The organism is Wenyingzhuangia sp. (assembly GCF_039768515.1).
In the GTDB taxonomy this organism is placed as follows: Bacteria; Bacteroidota; Bacteroidia; order Flavobacteriales; family Flavobacteriaceae; genus Wenyingzhuangia.
This window is the reverse complement of record NZ_JBDNAI010000085.1, coordinates 1-23,527: the sequence shown is the minus strand read 5'-3', so window position 1 is coordinate 23,527 and position 23,527 is coordinate 1. Positions and strand designations below refer to the sequence as shown.

Below are 23,527 nucleotides of genomic sequence, written 5' to 3'. Positions count from 1 at the left end.
ATTATGGTAAACAATTTAGAACAAGGCTACTTTGGTATTGGTATTCTTAATGGTAAAACCCCTGAGAACTTGGGAGTCTTGTGGAGATCTGCTCAAAATATGGGTGCGAGTTTTATTTACACTATTGGAAACCGATACGCTAAACAAGCTTGTGACACACACAAAGCAGTAGGGGCTATGCCTTATTTTCATTATGATACTTTTGAAGCGTTTTATGAACACCTTCCAAAAAGCGCAGTGCTTGTTGGAGTTGAACTGGAAGAACGCGCCATTTCATTAGAAAATTTTGAACACCCCAAAAGATGCGTTTACCTTCTGGGTGCTGAAGATCACGGTTTGTCAAATCTTGCGATTGAAAAATCGCACTTTTTGGTCAAATTTAAATCTACCCTAAGCTTAAATGTTGCAGTAGCTGGTAGCATTGTTATGTATGATAGAGGCACTAAAACACCCATAAATTTATAGTCAAAATGAAACCTATATTACGTTTTATCAAAGCAAAACAAGCACTCCTTTTATTGGCAATTGGTATTGTAGCTGTCATTTTGATTTATACTTATCATTTTTTTAAAGTATTTCAGCAGCAAGAAATTGATAAAATGGACATCTTAGCAAAAGCTTATTTTCAGTTCAATAAATCTAAACCTGAAGATGACATTAGCTTACTCGTTGAAATCATTGAACAGAACAACTCTATACCTATGATTGTTACCAATGATAGCAATCAAATTATTTTGGATCAAAACATAGATTACAAGGACGCTGATAAAAATGAAACATTACTGTCAAAGCTTAAAGAGATGAAAGGTCTTAATCCCCCGATAATCCTCAATATTTCTAAAACTAAAAATCAATACATCTATTATTCGTACTCAAAAAACTTGACTAAACTAAAATATTACCCAATGGCATTGGTCGTAATTTTTATTGTTTTTTTGATCATTATCTATTCCGTCTTTAACGCCTCGTCTAATTCCGAAAAAAACAAATTATGGAGTGGTATGGCCAAAGAAACCGCACATCAAATCGGTACTCCGCTCTCTTCACTATTGGGATGGGTAGAAATACTTCGCTCTGAAAATGTGAACCCAGACTTTGTGAACGAAATCGAAAAAGATATTGACCACCTAAATGTCATTGCCAATCGATTTTCTAAAATAGGGTCTAAACCCACACTTGAGCACAACAATCCGTCTGACATTATTGAAGAAACGATTCAATATTTTAAAGTTAGGACTTCAAAAAGTATCGTCTTCAACTACAATAAACCCTTGCTTTCACTGGAAATAATGTTGAATAAAGATTTATTTGTCTGGGTACTTGAAAACCTCATCAAAAATGCCATCGATGCAATGCAGGGTAAAGGAAATATTGATATTCAACTGCTTGATGGAAAAACTGAAATTAGAGTTATGATTACAGATACTGGTAAAGGTATTCCTAAAAAACTTCACAAAAAGATATTTGAACCTGGCTTTACCACCAAAGAAAGAGGATGGGGACTCGGCCTTTCGTTGGCCAAAAGAATCATTACTAAATATCATGATGGTAAGATATTTGTAAAACAATCCCAAAAACATACAGGAACTAGCTTTCAAATTAACATCCCTAAATAGAGACTCTAAAAACGTCTCGCAACCATTTGACTATTATAAATGTTTTATGATGTCCTTCTGTAAATTCAACTATAAATAGCTTGATATTTTATTCGCTAAAGATTCAAACTCAGTAGAAGACAAAGATTCTTTCTTTGTAAAAGTAGCATCTGTCATTTGATTTAACGGGATTAAATGAACATGGACATGAGGCACCTCTAAACCAATAACAGATATTCCAACTCTTTTACAAGGAACCGCTTTTTCTAGTGCTTTCGCAATTGTCTTTGCATATTGAAATAACTTTAAGTATAGTTCATTATCCAAATCAAAAAGTTGATCCACTTCCTTTTTTGGCACTACTAAAGTATGACCTACAGCATTGGGATTGATATCTAAAAACACGAAAAAATCATCGTTCTCAGTGATTTTGTAGCATGGAATTTCTCCACTGATAATTTTTGTAAAAACACTCATTTTTTATCCCTCATTTTTTGGGTTGGACTTTTTTATCGAGAGATCTCAATAATCTCAAATTTCATGACTCCATTAGGCGCTTGAATTTCTGCAATTTCGCCTTGACTATGACCAAGCAAGCCTTTACCTATAGGAGAATTTACTGATAATTTTCCATTACGAATATCTGTTTCAGAATCAGCTACCAATGTATAATTAAATTCCATTCCATTGACTACATTCTTAATTTTCACCTTAGAATGTACTAAAATCTTTGAAGTATCTATTTGGGATTCATCCAAAATACGAGCATTGGCTACCACATTTTTTAACTTTGCTATCTTTAATTCTAACAACGATTGTTCTTCTTTAGCAGCGTGATATTCTGCATTTTCACTCAAATCTCCCTTATCCCTTGCTTCTCCAATCTCATTGGACACACGAGGACGTTCTGTTTGCTCTAGAAACTCTAATTCTTGCTTTAACTTTTTAAATCCTTCTTCTGAATAGTATGATACTTCACTCATCGTCTTAATATTTTAACAAAAAAATCTCATTACCATTTGGAAATGAGACCAACACAAAGATATGGAAATAATTGGAAGCTAAAAATTAGCTGTATATTTACTCCATAATTATTTAAAAATGATCATCGTAGCAAAACATATAGGCTTACTCGGGGTATTTATCCTCCTAACCTCTTGCATCAAGCAAGAAGATGTCAATACACTGGTCCCTGACACTAGGGTTGACTTTACCGTAAGTCCTGCGTTTATTCCACTTCAAGGATCCCCTCATGTGAGGTATGGACAAGGCTATAATGCAAATGGGGTTGTACTTTTTAATTATGGGTCAAACAGCTTTAGGGCATTTGATTTGACCTGCCCCACTGAATGTCTTGAAGCAATGGAGATAGATACTAGTGGAATTATGACTTGCAAAACCTGTGAAGATGAGAAGATTAGCTTTACCCAATACCAAATTAAAATAAAGGTGAACAAAGTGACCTATTATCTAAAAGAATATTATGCAACCCTCCAAGGTAACAATATCAGAATCACGAATTATTAAACGAACTTTCTTACATTATTTGTACTTTTGCAAGTAAATATTATTCTATGGAAAATTATTTTTCTTCTGACTTTAAATTGGGCGTGCTTGGCGGAGGTCAATTAGGAAGAATGCTATTGTCTGAAACCCAAAAACTTGACATTCACACTTGTGTCTTAGACAGTTCTAAAGAGGCTCCTTGTGCTCCTTATTGCAACGAATTCTTTTTAGGAGATTTATTAAATTATGATGATGTTTATGAGTTTGGTAAGAAAGTAGAGGTACTGACGATAGAAATTGAGCATGTTAACATCGAAGCGCTCTATAAACTTGAAGAAGAGGGAGTAAAAGTGTATCCACAACCTAGCGTTATTGCAACCATTCAGCACAAGGGAAAGCAAAAAGACTTTTACAAAGAAAAAAACATTCCTACTTCACCTCATCAGCGTTTTAACTCTTTGAAAGAACTGAAAGCAGCGAGCTTAAATGATTTTCCATTTGTTTGGAAATCTGCTCAATTTGGCTATGATGGAATGGGAGTTAAAATTGTTCGCAATGTAGCAGACATCCAAAACCTTCCAGATACTGAATGTATTACTGAAAAGTTAATTCCGTTTAAAAACGAACTAGCAGTGATTGTTGCCAGAAATGCAGATGGAAAAGTAAAAACATATCCTGTAGTGGAAATGGAATTTCACCCAGAAGCTAACCAGGTTGAATATGTGATTTGCCCTGCTCGTATTGATGATAAAGTTGCAGACAAAGCACGTTTGGTTGCAATGGAGGTTGCGAAAGCTTTTGAACATGTTGGCCTTTTGGCAGTTGAAATGTTTCAAACTGAAAACGACGAAATTATAGTTAACGAAGTTGCTCCTAGAACCCATAATAGCGGTCATTACAGCATAGAAGCTTCATATACAAGTCAATTTGAACAGCACCTAAGAACCATTCTAAATTTACCTTTAGGAAACACCGATAGTAAATTGGCAGGAATTATGGTTAATTTAGTTGGCGCTGATGGCTACGAGGGAAATGTTATTTATAAGAACATCACTGACATTTTAGAGATCGAAGGTGTGACTCCGCATATTTATGGAAAAAAAATAACCAAACCTTTCAGAAAAATGGGACACGTGACTATCGTAAACAAAGACATCAAAGTTGCTCGTAAAACAGCTGAATTGGTTAAAAACACTGTAAAAGTAATTTCAAAATAAGTGAGCATTTAGTCGTCTAAAAGTATTTCATTTGTAAAATCGCTTTATAATAGAAACGCTTTGACACTTTAAAAAATAAATCAAAATGAAAGTAGCCATCGTAATGGGATCTGATTCTGATCTCCCAATCATGCAACAAGCCATTGATATTTTAAAAGAATTAGAAATAGAAACTGAAGTAGATATTGTTTCTGCGCACAGAACCCCTGAAAAACTCTTTGATTTTTCTACTAATGCTCACAAAAGAGGAATCTCTGTCATTATCGCAGGTGCTGGTGGTGCTGCACATCTCCCCGGAATGGTGGCAAGCATGAGCCCCCTTCCTGTCATTGGTGTTCCAGTAAAATCAAGTAATTCTATTGATGGTTGGGACTCGGTACTGTCTATTTTACAAATGCCTGGAGGTGTTCCTGTAGCAACGGTTGCTTTGGATGGTGCAAAGAATGCTGGAATCTTAGCGGCTCAAATTATAGGTGCTTCTAATAGTACTGTTTTGGATAGTATTATAAAATACAAAGAAAATTTAAAAATTAAAGTTACTGAAGCGGCTCAAAGAGTTAAAAACAGTTAAAAAACACATTTGGTTTTTCCCTATTAAACAACCCCTGGCGACGGAATGAAAATTACAAAACAAATTCAACAACCCATTCACATAGAAATGGCTGCCTTTGAAGACAAATTCAAAGAAGCAATGTCTACTATGGTACCGTTGTTGAATAGAATCACCTATTACATTGTTCGTAGAAAAGGAAAACAAATGCGACCCATGTTTGTGTTCCTCATCGCTAAAATGGTTTCAAACGGAAAATTTACTGAAAAAACCTATAGAGGTGCTGCTGTTATAGAATTGATTCATACCGCGACACTCGTCCACGATGATGTTGTAGATGACAGTAACAAACGAAGAGGTTTCTTTTCAATTAACGCTTTATGGAAGAATAAAATTGCGGTTTTGGTTGGTGATTTTTTACTCTCCAAAGGATTGTTATTGAGTATTGATCACGATGATTTTGATGTCCTAAAGCTGATCTCTATCGCAGTGAGAGAAATGAGTGAAGGGGAACTATTGCAGATTGAAAAAGCAAGACGTCTAGACATCACAGAAGATGTTTACTTTGAAATCATTAGAAAAAAAACTGCAACTTTGATTGCTGCTTGCTGTGGGATTGGTGCAACTTCTGTTGGAGCAAATCAAGCAGAAGTCGATAAAATGCGACTGTTTGGAGAATATATAGGGGTTGCATTCCAGATTAAAGATGATCTTTTTGACTATTCTGAAGCGCAAATAGGGAAGCCTACAGGTATTGATATTAAAGAGCAAAAGATGACTTTACCGTTGATCCATACCTTAAACAATTGTGATGCTAAGGAACGAAAATGGATCATCAACTCGGTAAAAAACCACAATAAGGATAAGAAGAGAGTGAAGGAAGTAATTCAATTTGTAAAAGACAATGGTGGGTTAGAATACACTACAAATAAAATGCACGAGTACAAAAACAAAGCCCTAACTATTTTAAACTCATATCCGAAGTCTGAATACAAAGAATCTTTACTAACGATGATTGACTACGTTGTAGAACGCAAAAAATAAACACCCTTTAGAGCTTCATTTTACAAAACTATTTTTTGACAAAAAGTTCACTAAATTAGTCCACACACTTTTGTCCGTTAATGAAAATTTTTCGCATTCTTTTTTATTTTTTGTTGTGCTATAGTTCTTATGGACAGATAGCTAACAAAAATCGTATGACCAAAAGTTTTACTCCCAATCAAGATACTATACAATTAGAAAAAGTAGCCATTAGCAATGTTAACTTCAAAGTTGTGGATTCTTTAGAGCAGCTAATCCCACCAAATCAATATTATTTCAATCCCCAAAAAGCTCAACTATATTTTTATAATCCTGATCAAAAAAAAATAACTGTTAGCTATTTTAATTATCCCACTTTTTTAACCAAAAGCTATAGCCCCTTTGACAAAAGTTTAATCCTCAAAGAAGCAACCCCATCTGCCAACCCTTTTTCTCTCAAAAAAAGCTATGACAAAACTGACTTTTTTGGAGATTTAAATACCTATGGTAATCTTACCCGTGGAATCACGGTTGGAAACAACCAAGGATCGGTGTTGAATTCAGGTTTAGACCTTCAAATCACTGGAAATTTATCAGAAAAATTGAAAATTAGAGCTAGCATTAAAGACACTAATATTCCCATTCAAGAAAATGGAATTTCACAAAGAATTAATGAATTTGATCGTGTTTTTATCGAGCTTTTCACAGACCAATGGAAAATAAAAGCAGGTGATGTTGATCTAACAAATCAAGAAAGTTACTTTATGGCATTTACTAAAAAAATTAACGGTGCCAAACTAGAAATAGACTTAGACCACGATGATCAAGAAACATCAATTACAGCTTCTGGCGCATTGGTTAAAGGAAAATTTAACAGTCAAAACATCTCCACTATTGAAGGAAATCAGGGTCCGTATCAACTTTACGGTGTGAATGGCGAGTTAAACATTGTGGTCATTTCTGGTAGTGAAACAGTTTATGTCAATGGTATGGCACTAAAGAGAGGAGAACAGCACGACTACACCATAGATTACAATAATGCTCAAATTGTGTTCACCCCAACTTTTCCTATCAATTCTTCTCAGAGAATTGTTGTAGATTTTCAATATAGCGATCAAAATTACAACCGGTTTGTCACTCATAATGGGATGAGTTATCAAAATAAAAAAGTTACTCTCGGCGCGTATTTTTATAACGAAAATGATGTCAAGGCCCAACACCTCCAACAAAACCTGAATGACAATCAAAAAATAATTCTACAAGAAGCCGGAAATGATAGTAGCAAAATGATAGCCAACAGTGCTGTTTCAAGCAGTTATGATGAAAATAGAATTCAGTATGAAAAAACAACCTCGAACGGAAAAACCACGTACACACATAGTACAAGTGAAAATGCAACCCTATATAATGTGTCTTTTAGCTATACAGGAGTAAAAAATGGAGATTATCTCATCGATCAAGTTTCGGCAACAGGAACAATCTATAAATATGTAGGAGCGAATTTAGGAGATTACGCCCCTATTACGCTACTGATTGCACCCACCAAACTACAAATGACAGCCGTTAATGCAAACTATCAAATAAACGAAGACTCATTTGTCAGTACCGAAGTCGCCTACAGCAATAATGATCAAAACTTATTTTCATCCAAAGATGATTCCTCGAATCATGGGATTGCCACCACATTGACCTGGCAGCAAAAAATCAGTCATAGCAGCTGGAATATTGATAACCTGATGGACATTGATGTGATCCAAAAAAACTTCAATAATATTGAGGGGTTATACAATCCTGAATTCAATAGAGATTGGAATTTAGACTTCAACTTAAATCCAAGTTCAATATCGAACCAAACTTACATTAGAAATAAGCTATCGGCTGTTAAAGACAAAATACACATGATCAATATCAACACTGACTACTTAAGAATAGGAACTGTTTTTCATGGCCATAAAACAAGTCTAAACACCCATAATACATTTGGCAACATCATTTTAAATACTAAAACCAGCTATTTGAAAAATAGCAACAACGCTGAGGAAGGCTATTTTGCTAGAAACCTAACCTCAGTAAAGTATCAACTAAAAAAAGCATGGGTGAGCACTTCGTTAAAATACGAAGATAACCAACAAGAAAACTCACAATCAAAGATGTTGAATCTTACGAATCAAAAACTTATCCAAACTGGGGTGAGTATGGGTGTAGGAGATACGACAAAAGTATATTCTAAGTTTAGTTTTAACAGAATGCAAATTGATAGTGTGAGAAATAATCAGTCTGTAAGGGTGCAACAGGCAAATAATTTTACGCTAAAAAGCAAACTGATTATGAACAAAAAAACATCTTTAAGTACTTTTATGAACTACCGAAAAGTAAACCATATATACTCTAAAGATCTTAACGTATTTAACGGGCAAATACAATATACCCAAAGATTTTTCAAAAATATAGTTCACTGGGCAACTGTATTTGAAACTTCTTCAGGGAGTACCAATCAACAAAACTTTACCTACATAGAAGTAGAAGCTGGACAAGGCTATTACACTTATTTAGGAGATCTAAACAACAATAAGATCAAAGATTTTGATGAGTTTGAAGTTGCTCAATTTACAGATCAAGCAAATTATTTAAGAGTTGTGTTACCAAACCTTTCGCAAATGGCTACACAAAAAGCAAAATTTAGTCAATCGGTATTCGTAAACTTTATCTCTTTGAAAAACAGAGATTCTAAATGGCAACGAATGCTGTCTCATTTATCAAATCAATCCAGTATTTTAATTCACAAAGACCAACTAAAAGAAGGAGTAACATTCAATATTGACCCCTTTGACACTAGTAACCCTAATGTAGTTGGATTACAACAAAACGTAAGAAGCAGTTTGTTTTTTAATCGTGGTCTGCAACATTACAGCACGACCTATACCTACCAAAGCAATAAAAACACCCAAAATATCGGTCATGATTTTCAGACTTCGAGTCAACAATTTTACGAGCTTAACTTCCAGCACCATCTCTTACATTCGTGGATCTTAAACACAACTCTTCACTCAGAAAACAACAGCAATACTAGCGACAATTTTAGCAGTAGAAATTTTGATATTCTCTCCAAAGAAATCAACCCCTCTATTCGTTTTATAAAAGATGAATTTTCTAATCTTGAGGCAGAGTACTCTTACAGAAAAGAAAAAAACGTTATTGGCCTAGAGGATTTGATTAGTCACGATTTTGGTATTGCCTACAACTACAATCATAGTAAAAAAGGTTCAATCATCACAACACTTAATATTGTTGAGAACAAGTACTCAGGTCCTTTAAACACCCCTGCCTCTTATAGAATACTTGAGGGACTTCAACCTGATCGAAACTTTACTTGGTCATTGATCATACAAAAAAAAATAACTTCATTACTTGATCTTAATATCAGTTATAATGGAAGAAAAAACAATTTAAGCCAGACGATTCATACCGGAAATGTTCAATTAAGAGCAAACTTTTAAAAGGAATTAGGCGACTTGATAAAAATCCCCTATTTTTGAATTATATATTTTTACCTATGAAAAAAATATTTTTTTTATTCTTCCTGTTTGGGATCCTTGATGTTTCCGCACAAAACAATCAAATTAAAGTCGATCTTTTAGATGTATTGGCACTAAGAACATTTGATATCTCTTACGAGAATCAACTAAACAACGAAGCTTCTGTTGGTGTTTCTATGTTCTTCAATTTCGAACCAAAAGATTCTAACTTTAGATACCATGAAGACTTTCAAATCACGCCATACTTCCGTCAATTTATAACAGAAAGTAGAGGATTTGATGTGTTTGGAGAATTGTTTGGAAGTTTAAACTTTGCTGAAACGAAAAAGGATGCAAATGGCTCCTCTCAAAATTATTCAGATTTTGCCCTAGGTCTAGGCCTGGGAATAAAGCATATTTCTCAAAATGGATATATTTTTGAAATCAATACTGGCTTAGGGAGGAACTTATTTAACTCTCAAGTTTCAAGAGAATTTGTACAAAGACATGGGATTAGCATAGGTAAACAATTCTAAATATCTATGACGCGTTTGAGAAAGTTCAGTCCCATTTCTAATGTCACTTCTATCCATAAAGAATTTTTAAAGTGGGTAGGATTCTCAATAGTTATCGGTACAATCGTTGGAACTGCATCTGCTTTTTTGTTAGCCTCACTACATTGGGCTACCCATTACCGAGAAGCAAATAAAACGATCATTTGGTTGCTCCCTGTTGCTGGACTCTTTGTAGGTCTCCTATATCATTATTATGGACAAACTGTAGCAAAGGGCAACAATCTACTCTTGGATGAAATAAATACCCCTAAAAAAATGATTCCTTTTAGGATGGCTCCTTTTGTCTTTATAGGAACGGTTGCCTCTCATTTGTTTGGCGCTTCTGTGGGACGTGAAGGCACCGCGGTACAAATTGGTGGTGCCATTGCCGATCAGTTTTCTGGCTGGTTTAACGTAAACAAACAAGATCGAAAAATACTAATTCTGATGGGAATTAGTAGTGGTTTTGCAGGACTATTTGGTACTCCACTAGCTGCTGCTGTTTTTGCTTTAGAAGTACTCTTTATAGGGAAAATCAAATACAACGCGCTTTTACCTTGTCTTTTGGTTGCCGTAATTTCTAACGCGATCTCCATAGAGTTTACCCATTATTTACACATTCCTCACACCCACTATACTATTGGTTTGATCCCTAAACTCAATGCCATTTCCTTTTTATGGAGCCTTGTTGTTGGAATTCTTTTTGGTATTGTGAGCACTTTTTTTTCAAAAGGAATTCACTTCTTTAGTCAATTTTCTAAACGTATTCAATATCCACCTCTGCGACCTGTTATAGGAGGAATGGCCATTGCAATTTTAGTATATTTTATAGGAACAAAATACATAGGACTAGGGATTCCAACCCTTTTAGAATCATTTGTGAACACGATGAATCCCTATGATTTTGCTGTCAAAATTATTTTGACAACGTTTTGTATCGCTTTTGGTTTTAAAGGTGGAGAAGTAACACCTCTTTTTTTTATTGGAGCGACGCTAGGTAGTGCCCTGTCTCTATTTGTTCCTTTGCCTATTGGGTTATTGGCTGGGATGGGGTTTGTTGCTGTCTTTTCTGGGGCCACCAATACGCCAATTGCTTGTACTTTAATGGGGATTGAATTGTTTGGAATAGAAAGTGGGGTTTATATTGCCATTGCCTGTATAACTGCTTATCTATTTTCTGGTCATACAGGAATTTACAGCTCCCAAATCGTTGGCATCTCTAAATCTGATAAATACACAACAGAAGAGGGAGCTAAACTTAACGAAATTCATAGAGAATAACAGGTTTAGCAATTCTTTATATTTTCTCTAACACTATCTTTTCCTTGTTTTTAGTGACTACTACTGAAATACATAATTGCTACACAATAAATAATCTTACTAAAACCATCTGTAAGACAGGTAAAAACAGATATATGCCTATATTTACAGCAAAAATTCTGTCAATGGTTTTTACTGATACCCACACACATTTAAATAGCGAGCAATTTGATGAGGATAGACATCAAATGATTCAGCGCGCAATAGATTCAGGAGTAAATCGACTATTCATACCCTCTATAGATTCTGAATACACCGAAGGAATGTTGACCCTGGCAGAAGAGTTTCCAAACAATATACATTTGATGATTGGGGTCCACCCTACGCATGTCAAAGAGAATTATAAGAAAGAATTGGCCATTGCCAGAACATGGCTAGAAAGCGGTAAATTTGTTGCTGTGGGCGAAATCGGTATCGACTTGTATTGGGAAGACACCTACATTGATTTACAAAAAAAAGCTTTTAGAACTCAGGTGCAATGGGCAAAAGAATTTGGTTTACCAATCAATATTCATTGTAGAAATGCTTTTAAAGAAATATTTGAAATTTTAGAAGAAGAGAAATCCGATCGACTATTTGGAATTTTCCATTGTTTCACAGGAACCCTAGAAGACGCGAAGCAAGCCATTGGCTATAATCTAAAACTTGGTATTGGTGGTGTGGCTACTTTTAAAAATGGAAAAATAGATTCGTTTTTAGCTGAAATTCCTCTTGAACATATCGTGCTAGAAACCGATGCGCCTTATTTGGCTCCCACTCCCTATAGAGGAAAACGAAACGAATCTATGTATGTCATCAAGGTGGCTGAAAAACTGGCTAGCCTCTACCATAAGAGTCTTAGTGAAATTGCTGAGATAACAACTCAAAACAGTATCGATATTTTTGGAGTTTAAACCCCTTCATTTTACTTTTAAGCACTATGCTAACAAAAAAATCCCCTTTGACTCATCGTCAAAGGGGATTTAAAAAGATTTAACTTTTATCCTAAATATTTGCTTTAAAAAACTCTCGGTTCATTCTAGCAATGTTATCCAAAGAAATTCCTTTTGGACACTCTACTTCACAAGCACCTGTGTTGGTACAGTTTCCAAAACCTTCAGCATCCATTTGGGCTACCATATTTCGCACACGATCTGCCGCTTCAACCTGTCCTTGTGGCAATAAAGCATATTGAGAAACTTTCGCACCTACAAACAACATCGCAGATGAGTTCTTACAAGTCGCTACACAAGCACCACATCCGATACATGTTGCAGCATCCATAGCTTCATCGGCAGCGTATTTAGAAATTGGTAATGAGTTTGCATCTTGAGTATTTCCAGAAGTATTTACAGAAATAAATCCTCCTTGGTGTTGTATTCTGTCAAAAGCTGAACGATCTACAACTAAATCTTTTACCACAGGAAACGCTTTCGCACGGAAAGGCTCTATGTATATAGTATCTCCATCTTTAAACTTACGCATGTGTAATTGACAAGTAGTTACGCCTCTATCTGGACCATGTGCTTCCCCATTGATATACAAAGAACACATTCCACAGATTCCCTCTCTACAATCGTGATCAAAAGCTACGGGCACTCCACCTTCGTTAATTATTTTTTCGTTTAATACATCTAACATCTCTAAGAAAGACATATCTGGAGATACCCCACCTAAGTTGTAATCTACCATTTGACCTTCATCATTGGCACCTTTTTGTCGCCAGATTTTAAGTTTTAAATTCATATCCATGGTCTTTCTTATTTATATGATCTTGTTTTTAACTCAATATCGTTAAACTCTAATTGTTCTTTGTGCAGTACTGCATCTGCTGGTTCTCCTTTGTATTCCCAAGCAGAAACAAATGCAAAGTTTTCGTCATCTCTCTTGGCTTCACCTTTTTGAGGTCCTTCAGTTTCTGCAGATTCTTCACGGAAATGACCTCCACAAGATTCTTCTCTTGTCAAAGCATCTTTTGCGAACAACTCTCCTAACTCTAGGAAATCTGCTACACGACCCGCTTTGGCCAATTCTTCATTAAAAGTATCTGCTGTACCAGGTACGTTTACTTCTTTCCAGAATTCTTCACGCAATGCTTTGATTTCAGCCATAGCTTCTTTCAATCCTTGCTCATTTCTAGACATTCCTACTTTATTCCACATGATTTTACCCAAACGCTTATGGAAATAATCTACTGATTTAGATCCATTATTGTTGATTAAGGAATTGATTTGCTCTTTTACAGCATGTTCAGCTTCTTCAAATTCAGGAGTATCTGTAGGGATTTTTCCAGTTCTAATGTCTTTAGATAAATAATCCCCTATCGTATAAGGCAAGACAAAATATCCATCAGCCAAACCTTGCATCAATGCAGAGGCACCTAAACGATTTGCTCCGTGCTCAGAAAAGTTGGCCTCTCCAATCGCATAACATCCTGGTATGGTAGTCATCAAGTTATAATCTACCCAAGTTCCTCCCATAGTATAGTGAACCGCTGGATAGATTTTCATCGGTGATGTATATGGATCTTCATCCGCAATTTTATAATACATCTGGAACAAGTTCCCGTATTTTGCTTTAACAATAGCTGTTCCTAAAGTGTTCACTTTTTCTTTAGATGGATTTTGGTCTCCTTGGATCAACGCTTGCTCAATTCCGTAACGCTCAATCGCTGCTGCAAAATCTAAATACACTGCTTCTCCAGTAGCATTCACTCCAAATCCAGCATCACAACGTTCTTTTGCTGCACGAGAGGCAACATCACGTGGTACTAAATTTCCAAACGCAGGATATCTTCTCTCCAAGAAATAATCTCTATCAGCCTCAACTAAATCTGTTGCTTTTTTCTTTCCATCTCTAATGGCTTGAGCATCTTCTAATTTAGCTGGCACCCAAATACGACCATCATTACGTAAAGATTCAGACATCAATGTCAATTTAGATTGATGATCTCCAGATACAGGTATACATGTTGGATGTATTTGTGTATAACAAGGGTTTGCAAAATAAGCTCCTTTCTTATGAATCTTCCAGGAAGCAGACACATTTGAACCCATAGCATTCGTAGACAAATAGAATACATTTCCATAACCACCTGAAGCAATAACTACGGCATGTGCGGAATGTCTTTCAATTTCACCTGTTACTAAGTTTCGAGCAATGATTCCTCTTGCTTTTCCATCTACCAATACAACATCCATCATTTCATGACGGGTATGCATCTTAATTTTTCCACGTCCAATTTGACGATTCATTGCAGAATAAGCTCCTAATAATAGTTGCTGTCCTGTTTGTCCTTTTGCATAAAAAGTTCGAGAAACCAATACCCCTCCAAAAGATCGATTGTCTAACAATCCTCCATAGTCACGTGCAAAAGGTACTCCTTGTGCTACACATTGGTCAATAATGTTTGCTGAAACTTCTGCCAAACGATATACGTTGGCTTCACGAGCACGATAATCTCCTCCTTTTACTGTGTCATAAAACAACCTGTAGATAGAGTCTCCATCTCCTTGGTAATTTTTTGCTGCGTTGATTCCTCCTTGTGCTGCAATGGAATGAGCTCTACGAGGTGAATCTTGATACGCAAATGCTTTTACGTTATAACCAAGTTCAGCTAAGGTTGCACATGCAGACCCTCCTGCCAAACCTGTTCCTACAACAATAACATCAATGTTACGTTTGTTTGCAGGGTTTACTAAATCAATATGATTTTTATAATTTGTCCATTTATCAGCGATAGGACCTTGTGGTACTTTTGAATCTAATGCCATAATTAAAATGTCTTAGTGTTGATTGAAATGGTGAAACAAAGCAATAATCATGAATCCTACTGGAATTCCTATTGCATATATTTTTGATACGGTTTCTAACTTTGCCGCGCGCTTAGCACTCATACCACTTGATTGGAACGCAGATTTAAATCCATGTAATAAGTGTAAGGCTAAAAATGCAAATGCTGCTACATATGCTCCAGTTCTAACTGGACTGTGGAACTTATGTACCAATTCGCCAAAATATCGGTTAGGATCTGTTGGCAACACAGCTATGTATTTGTGATTGATTTCTGGAAACCAAAAATCAATAAAATGTAATACGATAAAAGCCAAAATAGCCAATCCTGAATATATCATATTTCTACTCATCCAAGAAGCATTAGCTGCACCATTGTATTTGACATATTTTATCGTTCGAGAGGCTTTGTTTTTAAGCTCTAATACAAATCCCATCACGAAGTGAAAAACGACACCAAAAATTAGTATGGGTTGAAGTGCAAATTGTACTAGGGGATTGTTCCCCATAAAGTGAGACAATTCATTAAAAACGTCAGCACTAAAAATAGATGTTAGATTGATTACAAAATGTTGCAATAAGAAAAACATCAAAAAGAAAGCAGAAGCTGCCATCGCTACTTTCCTTCCTATCGAAGAAGATAAAACTCCACTCATTATATTGTAATGTTTAAAAGGTTAACTTTATTAATAAAACGTTAGCAAAATTAAGCTATTTAGATGATTATTATTTGGATTTGAGCAATTTCACCCTCTATTTAGATAGATTACAAGTTAAAATTTAAAAAATCTTCAAATCTCTATTTTTTCTTACAATTTTTAACAAAAACATTTTCACTACAGGAATTTGCCACCACGTGAATTAAAAAGGTGAGCCTTTCCTAATAGGCTCACCTTTTTTTAATCGATATCTAATTTGAATGGCCAGTGACACTGTCAAGACTATAGTTTGATATTTACCCTTGCAAACAAATACCTTCCTGTGTACCCAAACTGTGAAGTCCTCCTAGAATAAACAAATTGATCTCTATTCTTTTCTGCAATTCTATTTTCATCTGGATAGATATCAAGAAGATTATTGGCGCCAAGGGTAAGGCTTGTGTTTTCGTGTAACGCTAGTGAAATCGATAAATCGGTAACAACTTTGGCTCCATAAATAGCATCATCACTTGCCTCCCTATCTCCAGCACGCGAAACACCAATATAATCATCTGGATCTGTGACCTCCCCAAAGTAAACATTCCTCAACAAAACAATCCATTTTCCAAAAGACAAAACATTAGACAAACTTACTTTGGTTCTAGGCTGAGCAAGTGTTAAAAAAGCTTCTTCTTGCCCATCAAAAAAATTAGTACTCTGTCCCGCATCAACAATTTTTTTAGGAATTTTTAACGCGGTGATTTCTGTTTCTGAAAATGTTCCTGACAAATCATTTTTTAAACTCAATCCGTTGATGATTTCTCCTTGTTGTGAAATCACAACTTCAAATCCTTTAGATCTAGTATCTATCGCATTGACAAAGAAACGCGCACTAGTTGCTCCTGCACTTTTAAAAATCTCAGCCAACTCTGTACTACCTCCTGCGTCAAAACTTCCACTGTAAACAATTCTATCGGCTATATCTATTTGATAAGCATCTGCGGTAATGGTCAAATCGTTTGACGGTTTTATTGTAACTCCTAAACTAAAGCTTTGTGAAGTTTCTTCTCTCAGCTTTTCTACACCTATTAATTTTGCCGCTCTACTATCATTGGTAAAGGTACCTTGTTCAAAAACTTCACTATTAACGAAGACAGTACTTGTTTTACTAAAATATTGTTGGTGCAATGAAGGTGCCCTAAACCCAGTACTGTGAGCACCTCTGAAAGAAACATCATCGGTAACACTGTACCTAGAGGCTATTTTGTAGTTAAAAGTAGTCCCAAAATCAGAAAAATCTTCAAATCTTCCAGCAGCACTTACAAACCATTGATCTGTAAAATCTAGTTCTATATCTGCGTAAGCAGCAATACTGTTTCTGTATTTATTAGTTGCATTTTTTGGGTCATAGCCCCTAAATACTTGAGAGCCTCCCCCCAATGGAGTTCCTGTAAAATTATTTTTAACCCATAAATTATCTTCTGTTGTACTGGTTACTATATTTCCATTAACATCATAACTTGTGTAGGAAGCTTCTTCTCCAGCATAAATTTCAAAATTTTCTACTTTATATTCTGCTCCAAAGGCTATGTTTAATCCTTCTAAAACATCTTCATTAAAAGTGGTAAAATCAAGATTTGAAATGTTCTGAATAAAAGACAATGAACCAGCGTCAAAGACAGTTTGAGTGGCTCCGCCTTGAGTTCCATTACTCGAGTTTTCAACCCCTATTCCAAAATTATTTTTCCCATAAGTATTAGAAAAATCAACATCCCATTCCTTCACTTTTCCTTTGATTCCAAAAGCCAAAGATTGGTCCAAGATATTGGTTGTAATATGGGGCAAGAAACCATTTGGGAAAGCTGGTGTATTTGCTCTACCATCAATTTGAGCAGGTCTTCTGTAGAACCCTGCAGACAAACCTTCTCTATAACTAATTCCTCCAAACGAATAAAATTCAGCATCCTCGCCAACAGGTATTGACAAGTTTCCAAAAAACTTTCCTTCTCGTAGCTTTGAGGTTCCTACTTTAAAACGATAGTCTGCTCTTGTTTGTCCTCTAGCGGCTAATTCGTCTTCATCAGCATCAAAATTTAACAAACTTCTCAAAGATTCTATATCAGCTTCTTGCGAAACGTCTAATGCAGCAATTTGGTCTTTTGTTCCTGAGTCTAAATAAGTAATGTCTGCTGCGGCATTTTGATAGTTTTCCAAAGTCATACTACCAACATTTCCACCATTAGCACTAAAAATTCTTTCAGCAGCGTGATAGCCTTTAAAAATATCTCCTGCAAAATCTTTGTTACGTAATGCAGGTTCTCTGGTAGCCATAGACCCTGTAAAATTGATATAACCTCCTTTTGTTCCTATTGGCAATCCGTAATTTACATCAAATTGTGTTTTCTGTCCATCAATCCCACCTTCAAATTGGTTTGCATTTTCACTGAAGTTTGCCCCACTTGTCATTGAAAAATCTAAAACTCCTGTTCCTTTTTTTAATACGACATTGACAACTCCAGCTATAGCATCTGAACCATATTGAGCCGCGGCTCCATCTCTTAATACTTCTATTCTTTCAATAGCAGCTGTTGGAATGGCATTCATGTCGGTTCCTACGCTACCCGCACCCACAGTTCCATTGGTATTAATAAGTGCACTGGTATGTCTTCTTTTTCCATTAATAAGTACTAAAACCTGGTCGGGTCCCAAACTTCTTAAAGAAGCCGGATCTAAATGATCTGTACCATCTGAAACCGTCTGAGTTTGTGATGTAAATGAAGGGGCTACATAATTTAAAATTTCATTAATAGAGGTCTGAGCGCCCTGACTTGTGAGGGTCTTCATATCAACCACGTCTACTGGGACTGGTGTATTAACGACGGTTCTATTGGTATTTCTGGAACCAATCAGTACTACTTCCTCCAATTCAAAACTTTGCTCCAAAGTAATGGTCAAGTGCCTATCAAAACTGGACGCTTTTCTGGTTACTGTGGCATACCCAATAAATGATACTTCTAGCCATGTAGGAACTTTATTTACCCTTAGCGTAAATTCCCCTAGATCATCAGAGACCACTCCATTATCGGTCCCTTTTTCAAGAACAGTCACATAGGATAGTGGATTTCCTTTTTTGTCAATGATTTTACCTTGGATAGATTGCCCCATACTGTAAAAACAACTCAAACTAGACATCAATAATAAGATGAAGTACTTTCTAAAACATAATTTTTCCATAACTTATAATTTTGTTACCTACAAGTTATTATTTAAATTGTCTAGAAGACTCTTTCCCTCTAATTTTACGTATTTTTTACGTGTTTTTACGGGTTATATTTGCTGGGCCTTAAGATAGTTAGAAGGAGCACAACCCGTAATTATTTTGAATTGTCTGTTGAAATTTGACAAATTGTTGAATCCGCTTTCAAAACAGATTTCAATGATTGAGTATTTATGGTCTAAGATTAATTTACAGGCATAATTTACGCGCAATTCATTTACATATTTAATGAAGTTTTTACCATGTGCTTTTTTAAAATATCTACTGAATGCTGAAGGATTCATACAAGCGACCTCAGCCACTTTTTCTAGTGAAATATCTGAATTAAAATAATTGTAAATGTACTCATAAACAACTTCTAATTTTTTTAGCTTATTGTCAGAAAATCCTTTTACAAAAGCTTCACTTGACATGACCTCAATTGATTCCCACTGGGCCAAATCGTTTAAAATATCTAACAACTGAATTAGCTTTTTCATTCCCGTGAGTGAAATCATAGATTGGATTTTCTCATGAATGGCCGAAGTATCCCCTTTAAAAACAACTCCTCTTCTAGCTTTTAAAAAAAGATTCTTTATCTCAGCTATTTCAGGTTGGTCTAAAAACACATCCCCCAAAAACTCCTCTTTAAAGTGAACGACGCTTGCAGTGGCTAGCAAATCATTTTCTGGTATAAAATATTCCTCACTATTCATCCATAAATGTGGAAGGTTTTTCCCCAAAAGCACTAAGTCTCCCTGAGCAAATTTACCGATATAATCGCCAGCAAACAATGTACCTGTACTTGAACAAGTATAATGCAATTCTAATTCTTTGTGAAAATGCCAAACCCTTAAAAAATGTTTTTCAGTATTGGTCGAAGCACTAAAACTTGTATGAGCTGGGGTTCTATTGAGATATTTTGGTTTCAATGCTATTGAATTAAATTAACAAATACACTTTAATAACTACAAAAGTAGCAAAAAAAGTATTGATTCTGAAATCACACACCGATAGTCCGTTTGCAAAATCTTTGCCGTTTAAATATTTATAGAAACTCTTAAATTAGATGAAAATTCAACAAACAGCACATATTTTGAGTATTACACTATCATACAAGACACTTTTTTAGCATCTTTGTGCCCTTAATTAACTATAAAATAGAATCATATGAAAGTTGCAGTAGTAGGAGCTACCGGAATGGTAGGTACGGTAATGTTGAAAGTATTAGCAGAAAGAAACTTTCCTGTAACAGAATTAATCCCTGTAGCATCGGAACGTTCAGCGGGTAAACAATTAGAATACAAGGGGGAAAAATACACTGTTGTCACATTAGAGGATGCTGTAAAAATGAATGCAGATGTCGCTTTATTTTCTGCAGGAGGTGATACTTCTTTGACTTGGGCTCCAAAATTTGCAGCTGCTGGGACTACCGTAGTAGACAACTCTTCGGCTTGGAGAATGGATCCAACAAAAAAACTAGTTGTACCAGAAATCAACGGTGACGTATTGACTGCGGAAGATAAAATCATAGCCAATCCAAACTGTTCAACCATCCAATTGGTCATGGCTTTGGCACCTTTACACGAAAGGTATAAAATGAGACGTCTCATTGTCTCAACCTATCAATCTGTTTCTGGAACTGGGGTGGCTGCTGTAAGACAATTAGAGAATGAACAAAATGGAATTACAGATGGAGAGATGGCTTATCAATATCCTATCAATCGTAATGCGATTCCTCACTGTGATATTTTCATGGAAAATGGATACACAAAAGAAGAGATGAAATTGGTAAAAGAACCTAAGAAAATTTTAGGAGATGACTCTTTTGCCATTACAGCAACTGCTGTTAGAATACCAACTGCTGGTGGACACTCAGAAGCAGTAAACGTTGAATTTCTCAATGACTTTGATTTGACCGAAGTAAGAGCTATTTTAGAAGCAACTCCTGGTATCATCGTTCAAGACGATTTGGCAAACAATATTTATCCAATGCCTGCATTGGCTCACGATAAAGACGAAGTGTTTGTTGGGCGTATTCGTAGAGATGAATCATTACCAAACACGCTAAACATGTGGGTTGTTGCCGATAACTTGCGTAAAGGGGCTGCAACAAACACAGTTCAAATCGCTGAATATTTAGTGGCTAAAGGATTATTAGGATAGTCTTTTACTCTATACGATATACAAACGCCATCACAAATTTCACTTTTTAATTGAAATTTGTGATGGCGTTTTTTAGTACTGATGAGCCTTATTCCCTCATCATTTCTTTGATTGTTTTGACCAATTGAATAGAAGCGTCTATTTCTGTTTTTCTAATCGCTACCGATTCTATATTAAAACCAATAGGCATATTTTTTTCTCTGGCAAAACCTATGAGATCCTTTGCTATGTATTCACAAATCCCTATGGAAGCATTTAAAATATCGGAAGATACTTTTAATTCATTTTCAAGCCACCGTTGGATGTCGATTCCTAACCATTTGGTGAACTCTAAAGTCTTTAGGGAACCAATAGGGGTTAGCGTAAAAATAATGGGTATCGGTTGAATTCCTTTCTCTTGAGTATAGAAATAATAATCCGACAATAAATCTTTAGCATTGTCTAAATTATATACGCACTGAGAGATAAAGAACGAACAACCGTTTGCTACTTTATTAGACAACCTAATATGCTCATCTCCTTTTGTAAAATGACGTTCTGGAATGGTTACCCCACCCATTTGAATACTTGTTGATGAATCTTTTTTGATGCGATAGGCTTCCTGCAAAGACAAGTTCACCTGTTGTTTTTTTGAAGGCACTCCTACAAACACTGTCAAATCGATCTTACTTTCATTTTCTTTCAACCAAGTCTTCAAAGTGTCTTCCGTAAATTTGTCAACACTCTTGTAAATAATTTTAGGCACTTTTAAATCCTGCAAGTAAGTATTAGCATATTCATCAGGTGCATAGGTAGAAAGGAAAGGGAACGGTCTTGGATTGTTATTTCTAGAAGATTCATCTTGGATGTCATACAACACCAGCCCATCAATATCTAATCCTTCTAAACGATCCATTTGGCGCTGGGCTATCGCAGTAATTTTTTCTTCATCAGTAGAAATTTTTGGAGGTGTCAATCCATAAAACAAATAGCCTCCCTCTCTATCTTCTATTTTCTTTCTTAATACTTTTGAATTCATTGTCTTTTTGGTGATCAGAGTTATACTTTGCTTCGCTTAATAAATGTTGTATGAGCCAATAGAACAACCATTTTCTTTAAAATTAATCGTTCCAAATCGGCTAAGCTTATGAAAGCATCATCGCTGCTCTTTGTAGTGCGGCGACCAAAACATCTATTTCTTCTTTGGTATTGTAAAAAGCAAAAGAAGCTCTAATCGTTCCAGGAAGATTAAAACGAGTCATAATAGGCTGTGTACAGTGATGTCCAGTCCTGACCGCAATACCCAATTTATCTACAATTGTTCCGATATCAAAAGGGTGTATGTCACCAATGTTAAAAGAAATAACACTCGCTTTGTTTTTAGCAGTTCCGTAAATTTTTAAGTTTGGAATTTTACTCAACTGTTCGGTTCCATATTTTAGCAACTCACGTTCGGCAGCTTCTATGTTTTCAATCCCTATTTTATTGACATAATCTACTGCAGTACCAAAGGCAATGACATCTGCAATATTAGGTGTTCCTGCTTCAAATTTATGTGGCAATTCTGCATACGTTGTTTTGTCAAAACCACAATCTTTAATCATTTCTCCTCCTCCGTGATAAGGAGGTAGGGCGTTTAAAATGGCTTCTTTTCCATACAAAAAACCAATACCGGTAGGACCAAACATTTTATGAGCAGAACAAGTATAAAAATCACAATCTAGTGCTTGAAAATCTACATTCATATGAGGAGTAGACTGTGCCCCATCTATCAATACCCAGGCACCATGTTGATGTGCTTTTCTGATGATTTCTTCCACTGGATTGATGGTACCCAAAGCGTTAGAAATATGATTTACAGCTACTATTTTTGTGTGCTCAGACAACAACTCGTCATAGACCTCCATCAACAACTCTCCCTTATCATTCATAGGAATGACTTTTAAGGTAGCGCCTGTTCTTTCACAGAGCATTTGCCAAGGCACAATATTGGAATGATGTTCTAAAGCAGAGATGATGATTTCATCTGTGCTTTTGATTGATGAAGTTAAGGTACTTGCCACTAAATTAACCGCTTCTGTCGTTCCACGAGTAAAAATAATTTCGTGTTCATGCGCAGGGTTAAAATGTGCTTTTAACTTTTTTCTTGTCGCTTCAAAGGCATCAGTGGCGACCTGACTTAAAGTATGTACTCCTCTGTGAACATTTGAATTAATAGTCGCATAATAATTTGAAATGGCATCTATCACCTCTTTTGGCTTTTGACTTGTTGCTGCGTTGTCAAAATACACCAAAGGCTTTCCATTTACTGTTTGTTGTAAGATGGGAAAATCTGATCTTACCTTTTCTATATTAATCATCGATTCTTATCTTTGAGACAAAGGTACTCCTTTCGCACTGAAATCTAAAAAGCTAAGGTCTCTTCTTTTGATTTTTG

At 35.7% G+C, this 23,527-nt stretch carries 20 protein-coding genes; 11 read left to right on the top strand and 9 right to left on the bottom strand.

The features are described 5' to 3' along the window. Positions 1-3 precede the first annotated feature (3 nt). Complete coding sequence (locus tag ABF281_RS05290; protein WP_347180643.1) at positions 4-465, top strand: RNA methyltransferase; 462 nt, start codon at positions 4-6, stop codon at positions 463-465. Between the two features lie 5 nt (positions 466-470). Next, a complete protein-coding gene (locus ABF281_RS05285; RefSeq protein WP_347180642.1) occupies positions 471-1,616 on the top strand; it encodes a HAMP domain-containing sensor histidine kinase in 1,146 nt (381 codons plus the stop codon). A gap of 69 nt (positions 1,617-1,685) precedes the next feature. On the opposite strand, the gene ABF281_RS05280 is transcribed toward ABF281_RS05285, so the two are convergent. Then, complete coding sequence (locus ABF281_RS05280) at positions 1,686-2,072, bottom strand: HIT family protein (protein WP_347180641.1); 387 nt, start codon at positions 2,070-2,072, stop codon at positions 1,686-1,688. Between the two features lie 32 nt (positions 2,073-2,104). Continuing rightward, positions 2,105-2,578 carry a transcription elongation factor GreA gene (gene greA / locus ABF281_RS05275; RefSeq protein WP_347180640.1) on the bottom strand — a complete coding sequence of 158 codons (474 nt, stop codon included), beginning with the start codon at positions 2,576-2,578 and terminating at the stop codon, positions 2,105-2,107. A gap of 118 nt (positions 2,579-2,696) precedes the next feature. On the opposite strand from greA, the gene ABF281_RS05270 reads away from it, so the two are divergent. The 8 genes from ABF281_RS05270 (at position 2,697) to ABF281_RS05235 (ending at position 12,173) form a co-directional block, all read left to right on the top strand. Then, positions 2,697-3,122, top strand: coding sequence for a hypothetical protein (locus ABF281_RS05270; protein WP_347180639.1), 426 nt, complete (start codon positions 2,697-2,699; stop codon positions 3,120-3,122). A 47-nt stretch (positions 3,123-3,169) separates the two neighbouring features. After that, positions 3,170-4,318 (top strand): 5-(carboxyamino)imidazole ribonucleotide synthase, encoded by a 1,149-nt coding sequence (locus ABF281_RS05265; protein WP_347180638.1) that lies wholly within the window; start codon positions 3,170-3,172, stop codon positions 4,316-4,318. An 85-nt stretch (positions 4,319-4,403) separates the two neighbouring features. Further along, positions 4,404-4,889, top strand: coding sequence for a 5-(carboxyamino)imidazole ribonucleotide mutase (gene purE / locus ABF281_RS05260; RefSeq protein ID WP_347180637.1), 486 nt, complete (start codon positions 4,404-4,406; stop codon positions 4,887-4,889). 45 nt (positions 4,890-4,934) lie between these two features. Further along, on the top strand, positions 4,935-5,912 hold the full coding sequence (locus ABF281_RS05255; RefSeq protein WP_347180636.1) for a polyprenyl synthetase family protein: 978 nt from the start codon (positions 4,935-4,937) through the stop codon (positions 5,910-5,912). A gap of 155 nt (positions 5,913-6,067) precedes the next feature. After that, complete coding sequence (locus ABF281_RS05250; protein ID WP_347180635.1) at positions 6,068-9,388, top strand: hypothetical protein; 3,321 nt, start codon at positions 6,068-6,070, stop codon at positions 9,386-9,388. A 56-nt stretch (positions 9,389-9,444) separates the two neighbouring features. Then, positions 9,445-9,942, top strand: coding sequence for a DUF3575 domain-containing protein (locus ABF281_RS05245; RefSeq protein ID WP_347180634.1), 498 nt, complete (start codon positions 9,445-9,447; stop codon positions 9,940-9,942). A gap of 6 nt (positions 9,943-9,948) precedes the next feature. Beyond that, complete coding sequence (locus ABF281_RS05240) at positions 9,949-11,241, top strand: voltage-gated chloride channel family protein (RefSeq protein WP_347180633.1); 1,293 nt, start codon at positions 9,949-9,951, stop codon at positions 11,239-11,241. A gap of 164 nt (positions 11,242-11,405) precedes the next feature. Beyond that, the gene (locus ABF281_RS05235) at positions 11,406-12,173 is read left to right on the top strand and encodes a TatD family hydrolase (RefSeq protein ID WP_347180654.1); all 768 of its coding nucleotides are present in this window, start codon (positions 11,406-11,408) and stop codon (positions 12,171-12,173) included. Positions 12,174-12,264: 91 nt separating this feature from the next. Here the strand turns inward: ABF281_RS05235 and ABF281_RS05230 are convergent, their stop codons facing one another. From ABF281_RS05230 to ABF281_RS05210, 5 genes are all read right to left on the bottom strand, one after another. Further along, on the bottom strand, positions 12,265-13,005 hold the full coding sequence (locus ABF281_RS05230; RefSeq protein WP_347180632.1) for a succinate dehydrogenase/fumarate reductase iron-sulfur subunit: 741 nt from the start codon (positions 13,003-13,005) through the stop codon (positions 12,265-12,267). A gap of 14 nt (positions 13,006-13,019) precedes the next feature. Beyond that, on the bottom strand, positions 13,020-15,032 hold the full coding sequence (locus tag ABF281_RS05225) for a fumarate reductase/succinate dehydrogenase flavoprotein subunit (RefSeq protein WP_347180631.1): 2,013 nt from the start codon (positions 15,030-15,032) through the stop codon (positions 13,020-13,022). Between the two features lie 12 nt (positions 15,033-15,044). Then, positions 15,045-15,707, bottom strand: a complete 663-nt coding sequence (locus ABF281_RS05220; protein WP_347180630.1) for a succinate dehydrogenase cytochrome b subunit — start codon at positions 15,705-15,707, stop codon at positions 15,045-15,047. Between the two features lie 285 nt (positions 15,708-15,992). After that, positions 15,993-18,923, bottom strand: a complete 2,931-nt coding sequence (locus ABF281_RS05215) for a TonB-dependent receptor (RefSeq protein ID WP_347180629.1) — start codon at positions 18,921-18,923, stop codon at positions 15,993-15,995. 93 nt (positions 18,924-19,016) lie between these two features. Next, entirely contained in the window at positions 19,017-19,877 is an 861-nt protein-coding gene (locus ABF281_RS05210) for an AraC family transcriptional regulator (protein ID WP_347180628.1), read from the bottom strand. A 238-nt stretch (positions 19,878-20,115) separates the two neighbouring features. Here ABF281_RS05210 and ABF281_RS05205 point away from each other — a divergent pair, with 238 nt between their 5' ends. Continuing rightward, complete coding sequence (locus ABF281_RS05205) at positions 20,116-21,111, top strand: aspartate-semialdehyde dehydrogenase (RefSeq protein WP_347180627.1); 996 nt, start codon at positions 20,116-20,118, stop codon at positions 21,109-21,111. Between the two features lie 88 nt (positions 21,112-21,199). Here ABF281_RS05205 and ABF281_RS05200 read toward each other — a convergent pair whose 3' ends face one another. Further along, positions 21,200-22,129, bottom strand: a complete 930-nt coding sequence (locus ABF281_RS05200; protein WP_347180626.1) for a 5,10-methylenetetrahydrofolate reductase — start codon at positions 22,127-22,129, stop codon at positions 21,200-21,202. Positions 22,130-22,235: 106 nt separating this feature from the next. Continuing rightward, the gene (locus ABF281_RS05195) at positions 22,236-23,450 is read right to left on the bottom strand and encodes a cysteine desulfurase (protein WP_347180625.1); all 1,215 of its coding nucleotides are present in this window, start codon (positions 23,448-23,450) and stop codon (positions 22,236-22,238) included. Positions 23,451-23,527 lie beyond the last annotated feature (77 nt).